Raw genomic sequence first — 7,081 nt, 5'->3', positions numbered from 1 at the left:
CAGCCGCAGCGCGCGGTAGCCGATGATCCCGGCGCACAGCAGCGGCGCCAGGTCCTCGGCGGCGGGCTCCTTGGGCAGCGCGTACGCGTACGGGGCGGGCACCACGGCGTACTGGGCGTAGCCACCGTCCGCGTCCCAGCCGGTGTAGCGCGAAGAGGGGCACAGGTTCTCGCGGCCCCGCTCGCACCACCGGCAGCGGCCGCAGGTGTGGCGCAGCCAGGGGATGCCGACGCGGGACCCGATGCGGCGCTCGGCGGCGGCGCCGGCCGCGACGACCTCCCCGACCGCCTCGTGGCCGGGGACGACGGGTGTCTTGTGCGGCGGGAGGTCGTGGTCGCGGACGTGCAGGTCCGTCCGGCAGACCGCGCACGCCTCCACCCGGACCAGCAGTTCGTCGGGCCCGGGCTCGGGCACCGGCAGCTCCACCGGCTCCAGCCGGCCCTTCGCGGTGACGGCCCAGGCCCGCATGACCGCCGGCAGCGTCGCTCCCATGCCTCCATCCTCGCGGCCCTCCGTTCCCTCCGTCCACGACGCGCCGGGCGGTGTACTCCCGTGCGACCTCTGATGCCCCGGCTGCGGGCACGGGGGTGTCCGATCACGCCACGCCGGGTACCCGCGGGTCGCGCTCCCCGGAAGAGACCGGAGGTGATCATCGGCAGCACGCACCGTGCTCGTGGAACACCGTGATCACCGAAAGGACGTGCCCGTATGCGCATCGCATTTCTCGTCGCCCCCGAGGGTGTGGAACAGATCGAGCTGACCGAGCCGTGGCAGGCAGTCGTGGAATCCGGCCACACCCCCCGGCTGGTCTCCACCCGGCCGGGGAGGGCACAGGGGTTCGACCATCTGGACAAGGCGGACACCTTCGAGATCGACCAGGTCGTCGCCGACGCCACCGCCGCCGAGTACGACGCGCTCGTGCTGCCGGGCGGCGTCGCCAACCCCGACTTCCTGCGGACGGACCCGGGCGCCGTGTCCTTCGCCCGGGAGTTCTTCCGGACGGGCCGGCCGGTGGCGGCGATCTGCCACGCGCCGTGGCTGCTGGTCGAGGCGGACGTCGTCCGCGGGCGCACGCTCACCTCGTGGCCGAGCCTGCAGACGGACATCCGCAACGCGGGCGGCACCTGGGTCGACGTACCGGTCCAGATCTGCGCCGACGGACCCAACACGCTGGTCACCAGCCGCAAGCCCGGCGACCTGAAGCCGTTCGGCGAGGCGTTCCTGGCGGAGTTCGCCAAGGCCGCGCAGAGCTGAGCCGGGCGGCGGGGCCGGGCCGCGCGGCGTCAGCCCCCGGGGCGGATCCGCGCGGTCCGGGTGACGCGGCGTACGCTCCACTCGAACCCGCCGCGGCACACCACCGCGTGCCGCTCGTCGGTGACGACGCCCTGGGTGCTGATGCGGGCTCGGTCGGCGGTACCGGCGAGGACGGGGCGCAGCACCTGGGCGGCGGACGAGCTGAGCTTGCAGGACGCGATGAGCCGGCCGCGGGCGGGCGCCAGGTACTCGAACGAGGCGGAGGCGCCGAGCGGCAGCACGCCGTCCAGTTCGCCGGGCGCGTCGCCGGCGGAGAGGATCGCGGCCAGCGCGGCCGCGTCGACGAGGGTGGCCAGGCCGCTGGAGTGCAGCGATCCGATGACGTTCCCGAGCACTCCGGGGGCCTCGACGGCGACCTCGGCGGCGCCGTCGATGGCGCGCAGCACCGTGAGGCCGGCGGTGCGGTGGGCGGGGACGGGCTCTAACAGCGAGCGCGCCAGGGCGGTGGCATCCATGGAGACATGGTGCCGGGCGCCGGCGAAGGCGGCGGGTCCGGAAGGCCAACTCCGGCTGACCGAATGGTTCCGTTCAGCTGCCGGGGCGCCGCTCGCTACTCCTGCCCGCGGGTGGCCAGCACCTCGTGCAGGTCGTACTTCACCGGCTCCTCCAGCTGCTCGTACGTGCAGCTCTCGGGGGTGCGGTCCGGGCGCCAGCGGCGGAACTGCGCGGTGTGCCGGAAGCGGGCCCCGTTCTCCATGTGGTCGTACGCCACCTCCAGCACCCGCTCCGGCCGCAGCGGCACCCACGACAGGTCCTTCTGCCCGCTCCACCGGCTCGGCGCCCCCGGCAACCGCGCCGACTCGTGCGCGTCCTCCTTCGTCCAGTCGGCCCACGGGTGCGTCGCCTGCTCCTCCGGCGTGTCCATCCGCAGCGGCGCCAGCTCCTCGACCAACTCGGCCCGCCGCTTCATCGGGAACGCCGCGCACACCCCCACGTGCTGGAGAACGCCCTTGTCGTCGTTGATGCCGAGCAGCAGGGAGCCGACCACGGGCCCCGACTTGTGCCAGCGGAAGCCCGCGAGCACCACGTCGGCCGTGCGCTCGTGCTTGACCTTGACGAGCACCCGCTCGTTCTGCCGGTACGGCAGGCCGGTCGGCTTGGCGATTATCCCGTCGAGCCCGGCGCCCTCGAACTGCTCGAACCACTCCTCGGCGACCGCCAGGTCCAGCGTCGCCGGCGCGATGTGCACCGGCGCCCGGGCGTCGGCCAGCGCGCGCAGCAGCGCCGCGCGCCGCTCGGACTGGGGGGTGTCCAGCAGCGAGTCGTCGCCGAGCGCGAGCAGGTCGAACGCGACGAAGCTCGCCGGCGTCTGTTCGGAGAGCATCCGCACCCGCGACTCGGCCGGGTGGATGCGCTCGGTGAGGGCGTCGAAGTCCAGCCGGTCGCCGCGGACGATGACGATCTCGCCGTCCACGACGCACCGCTCGGGCAGGTTCGCCTCCAGCGCCTCGACCAGCTCGGGGAAGTAGCGCGTGAGCGGCTTGCCGGTGCGGCTGCCGATCTCGACGGCGCCGTCGCCCGAGCCGTCGCGGAAGACGATGGCGCGGAAGCCGTCCCACTTCGCCTCGTAGAGCATCCCGGGCGGGAGCTTCTTCTGCGGCTTGGCGAGCATCGGCTTCACGGGGGGCATCACCGGCAGATCCATGTGCGCAACGGTAAGGCGGGATTCGGACATCCGCCTTACCGTTGCGCACATGGGTGCAGCGATTCAGCTCCAGGCGGGCGACAGAACAGTGCGGCTGTCCAGCCCGGACCGGGTCTTCTTCCCGGCGAAGGGCTACACGAAGCTCGACCTCGCGCAGTACTACATCGCCGTCGGCGACGGCATCGTACGGGCGCTGCGGGACCGGCCGACGACCCTTGAGCGCTATCCGGAAGGGATAAGCGGTGAGTCCTTCTTCCAGAAGCGGGCGCCCAAGAACACGCCCGACTGGATCCCGACGGCCCGCATCACCTTCCCCAGCGGCCGCTACGCGGACGAGATGTGCCCCACCGAGCCGGCGGCGGTCGTCTGGGCGGCCCAGTACGGCACGCTGACGTTCCACCCCTGGCCGGTGCGGCGCGGGGACACCGAGCACCCCGACGAACTGCGCATCGACCTCGACCCGCAGCCGGGCACCGACTACGCCGACGCCGTGCGCGCCGCGCACGAGATGCGCGCCGTCCTCGGCGAGCACGGGCTCACCGCCTGGCCGAAGACCTCCGGCGGCCGGGGGATGCACCTGTTCGTGCCGATCGCGCCGCGCTGGACGTTCGTGCAGGTGCGCCGCGCGGTGATCGCCGCGGGGCGGGAGCTGGAGCGGCGGATGCCCGAGCACGTCACCACCGCGTGGTGGAAGGAGGAGCGCGGCGAGAAGGTCTTCGTCGACTACAACCAGATGGCCCGCGACCGCACCATCGCCTCCGCCTACTCCGTGCGGCCCCACCCGCACGCGCCGGTCTCCGCGCCGCTGCGCTGGGAGGAGGTGGACGACGCCGAGCCGGACGACTTCGACCTCGTCACCATGCCGAAACGCTTCGCCGAGGTCGGCGACGTGCACGCGGACATGGACGACCACGCCTTCGACCTCACCTCGCTGCTGGAGCTGTCCGAGCGCCACGAGCAGGACCACGGGCAGGGCGACATGCCCTACCCGCCGGACCACCCGAAGATGGCGGGCGAGCCGAAGCGCGTCCAGCCCAGCCGGGCGCGCCCGGAGGAGTGACGCGGGGCCGCGGCGTCGGCAGCACGGGGCTCATGCGCCACTGGATCAGGTACTCCAACGGCGGGACCCCGACGTGGCTCTTGAAGGCATGGGCGAACGCGGAACGCGACATGTGGCTGATCCCGGCCAGCTCCTTGAGGCTCCAGGAGTGGGCCACGTCCGCGTGCACCGCGCGCAGGGCGGCACCGATGCCGTCCTCGTTCAGGGCGCCCAGCCAGCCGGTGGGCCGGTCCGTCCGCCCGGCGTGGGCGCGCAGCATGTGCACGAGCAGGATCTGCGCGAGGTGGTTCTGCACCAGCGGGCCGCCGGCGGCGGCGATCCCGACCTCGGTGGCCAGGAGATCGATCAGCTGCCCGAGCCGCCTGCCGTGGGGATCGTCCGCGCGGACGATCAGGAGGGGCGGCAGGAGATCGGTCAGGAGGGCCGCGTTCCTGTCGTCGAACCCGATGTGCCCGACGCACAGGTGGAGGTCCTCCTCGGACTCGGGGCCGATCCGCACGAACCCGTCCTCGGCGCCCGCCCACACCTGCTCCGCGGGGCGCGGGCTCGCGTCGAGCGCGCCGGCCAGCACGTAGGGCGGGGGGTTGCCCAGCATGAAGGTGTCGCCCTCCCGCAGGAGTACCGGCTCGCGCCCGTCGAGGACCAGCCAGCACGTGCCGCGCACGAGGCCCCCGATCCGCACGTGCGGGAACGTGTCGAAGAGCAACGCCCACTCTCCCGCGGCCCGGAGGCCGGGCGCGATCACCGTGCGGGGCCGGAGCAGGCCGATCGCGTCGGCCACTGGATCCCGAAAGCCGAGCACCGAGGACACCTCCTGGACGATACGTAAAGAATGGAGGACCATGCATCATGGATAGTATCTCCGATCTCCCGCAGTATCGATGTCGAAGGGATCGGCATCGAGAAGGCGAGGGAGACACCCGCATGGGACAGCTGGAAGGCAGGACGTCGGTGGTCACCGGGGGCGGCACCGGTATCGGTCTGGCCACCGCCGTACGGCTGGCGGACGAGGGCTCGTACGTGTTCGTCACCGGGCGGCGCGAGGCCCAACTGGAGGCCGCCGTCAACACCATCGGAGCGGACCGGGCCGCGGCGGTGGCCGGCGACATCTCCACGGCGGCCGACCTGGACCGGCTCTACGCGGCGGTCCGGGCCCGCGGCGAGGGGCTGGACGTGCTCGTGGCGAACGCGGCGGTCGGCTCGTTCGTGACGCTGGAGCAGACCACCGAGGAGCACTTCGACCAGACCTTCGCCGTCAACGTCAAAGGCACGCTGTTCACCGTGCAGAAGGCGTTGCCGCTGCTCAACGACGGCGCCTCGATCGTCCTGGTCGGTTCGCCGGCCGGCGACCGCGGAGTGGAGGCGTTCGGCGCGTACGCGGCGTCGAAGGCGGCCGTCCGGTCCTTCGCGCGGACGTGGTCCAACGAACTCAAGGGCCGCGGCATCCGGGTCAACGCCCTCTCGCCGGCGTGGATCGAGACGCCCGGGAGCACCGCCGCCTTCGGCGGCGAGGAGAGCGCCCGGGCCGTCAAGGAGAACGTCGCCGCGACCGTGGCCAAGGGCCGTATGGGCCGGCCCGAGGAGGCCGCCGCCGTCGTGGCCTTCCTGGCCTCGGAACAGAGCAGCTACGTCGTCGGCGCGAACATCTACGTCGACGGCGGCGCAAACCAGATCTGAGCGGGCACCGCACCCGGCCGGCACGATCGCCGGGACCGTGCGGCGGCCGGCGGGCAGCGCGCGCCTCCTCGGGAGTCCCGCCGCGCCGCGGGATCAGCAGGGGCGGCCTCAAGTCGCCGCCCCCGGCCCCGTATCCGGGGCCCCGGTCCTCACCCGCCGCCCGGGTACGCCCTGTTCGTGATCCGGACCGCGTCCTGGTGCACCAGCCAGCGCGTCAGATACGCCCAGCCCGCGTGCATCGCCACCCACTCCTCCCGCCCCTGGTACGGGTCCGCGTCCTCCGGCGCGTACGTCCGGCCGTCCGCGTGGCGCTGCTGCATCGCCAGCGCCCGGCCCGCGTGCAGCCGCTCCCAGTACGCGCCGGAGGTGCTCGCCCGGCCGTCGAGCCGCAGCTCGCGCGCCACCACGTCCATCGCCACGAAGTCCATCCGCCGCGACGGGCCCCAACTCGTGCCCTGCGGGAAGTAGATCTCGTCCGAGCCGCGCACGTACATCGTCCCGCCCGGCGCCGCGTACGGCGGGCTGGCGAACTCCCGGTCGGCGAGGGCGGCGTAGACGACGTCGAAGTTGTGCAGTGCGGCGCGCGGCGCGGCCCGGCCGGCGAGCGCCGAGGTGAGGACGGCGTGGGTGTTCTGCACGGCGGTGGCCATGTAGTCGGGGTGGACGATGCCGTGGTTGACGACGAGGCCGTCCTCCTCGGCGTTCCAGCCGTCGACCCAGCGGGACACCGGCCTGCCGTGCAGCACCTCCCGGCTGCCGAGGTCGGAGGGGCGGGCGAAGGCGGAGACCATCAGCTCCAGGTTCGCCTGCCGCCAGGCCGGCGCGTTGCGGTGGCCTGGCATCATCGCGGTGGCGACCTGGAGCAGCATCGCGTTCCAGGAGTTCTCCTCGGCCTTGCTGTCGCCGGGGGTCTGCTCGACGCCGTCGCGGTCCTTCCAGTACGGGACGTCGTAGCCGCGGAAGCGGTCCGCCTCGTACTCGGTCATCGCGCGCACCCGCTCCCGCTCCGCGGGCGCCAGGTCGTCCCAGAGCAGCCAGCCCGCGAACCCGCCCATCGCCGCCCACAGCGCGCTCTGCCACTCGTCGCCCCAGCCGCCCGCCTCGGTGGCGCGGTGGTGCCCGGCCACCGAGGTCAGCAGGCGCACGGCGATCGCGCGGGCCCGCGGCTCGGCGACGCCGGTGCGCCGCGCGTCGTACGCGCCGGTGGCCAGCGCGGCGGCGAGCGCGAACGCCTCGGCGGCGACGGGGCGCACGTAGTGCTCGGTGGTGCCGCCGAGGTCGAGCAGGCCCTCGTCGCCCTGGTCCGCGAAGCGCTCGTCGTACCAGGTCGTCAGCGCGTGGCGGTTGGCGTTGGCCAGGATCGCGCGCAGCCGCGCGGCGTCCGC

7 protein-coding genes and 1 pseudogene are annotated in these 7,081 nt (G+C 73.5%); 3 read left to right on the top strand and 5 right to left on the bottom strand.

The features are described from left to right. Positions 1–468: alcohol dehydrogenase catalytic domain-containing protein (locus tag H5J30_RS12675; RefSeq protein WP_181787537.1), on the bottom strand; the 468-nt coding region annotated here is incomplete at its 3' end. Between the two features lie 240 nt (positions 469–708). On the opposite strand from H5J30_RS12675, the gene H5J30_RS12670 reads away from it, so the two are divergent. Then, positions 709–1,254 carry a type 1 glutamine amidotransferase domain-containing protein gene (locus H5J30_RS12670; protein ID WP_181787536.1) on the top strand — a complete coding sequence of 182 codons (546 nt, stop codon included), beginning with the start codon at positions 709–711 and terminating at the stop codon, positions 1,252–1,254. Between the two features lie 29 nt (positions 1,255–1,283). Here H5J30_RS12670 and H5J30_RS12665 read toward each other — a convergent pair whose 3' ends face one another. Continuing rightward, complete coding sequence (locus tag H5J30_RS12665) at positions 1,284–1,769, bottom strand: hypothetical protein (protein WP_018840834.1); 486 nt, start codon at positions 1,767–1,769, stop codon at positions 1,284–1,286. A gap of 95 nt (positions 1,770–1,864) precedes the next feature. Beyond that, positions 1,865–2,959: an ATP-dependent DNA ligase gene (locus H5J30_RS12660; RefSeq protein ID WP_181787535.1), complete on the bottom strand. Its 1,095-nt coding sequence runs from the start codon at positions 2,957–2,959 to the stop codon at positions 1,865–1,867. A gap of 49 nt (positions 2,960–3,008) precedes the next feature. On the opposite strand from H5J30_RS12660, the gene ligD reads away from it, so the two are divergent. Next, a complete protein-coding gene (gene ligD / locus H5J30_RS12655) occupies positions 3,009–4,019 on the top strand; it encodes a non-homologous end-joining DNA ligase (RefSeq protein ID WP_181787534.1) in 1,011 nt (336 codons plus the stop codon). A 253-nt stretch (positions 4,020–4,272) separates the two neighbouring features. Here the strand turns inward: ligD and H5J30_RS12650 are convergent. Next, positions 4,273–4,863: pseudogene (locus H5J30_RS12650) on the bottom strand (cupin domain-containing protein); the annotation flags it as partial. A gap of 80 nt (positions 4,864–4,943) precedes the next feature. On the opposite strand from H5J30_RS12650, the gene H5J30_RS12645 reads away from it, so the two are divergent. After that, positions 4,944–5,696 carry an SDR family NAD(P)-dependent oxidoreductase gene (locus tag H5J30_RS12645; protein WP_181787533.1) on the top strand — a complete coding sequence of 251 codons (753 nt, stop codon included), beginning with the start codon at positions 4,944–4,946 and terminating at the stop codon, positions 5,694–5,696. A 149-nt stretch (positions 5,697–5,845) separates the two neighbouring features. On the opposite strand, the gene H5J30_RS12640 is transcribed toward H5J30_RS12645, so the two are convergent. Next, a partial coding sequence (locus tag H5J30_RS12640; RefSeq protein ID WP_181787532.1) for a hypothetical protein occupies positions 5,846–7,081 on the bottom strand: 1,236 nt, incomplete at its 5' end.

This window comes from Streptomyces phytophilus (assembly GCF_013870535.1).
In the GTDB taxonomy this organism is placed as follows: Bacteria; Actinomycetota; Actinomycetes; order Streptomycetales; family Streptomycetaceae; genus Streptomyces; species Streptomyces phytophilus.
Note: the sequence above shows the minus strand (reverse complement) of the source record. Positions and strands in the feature narration are given on the sequence as shown.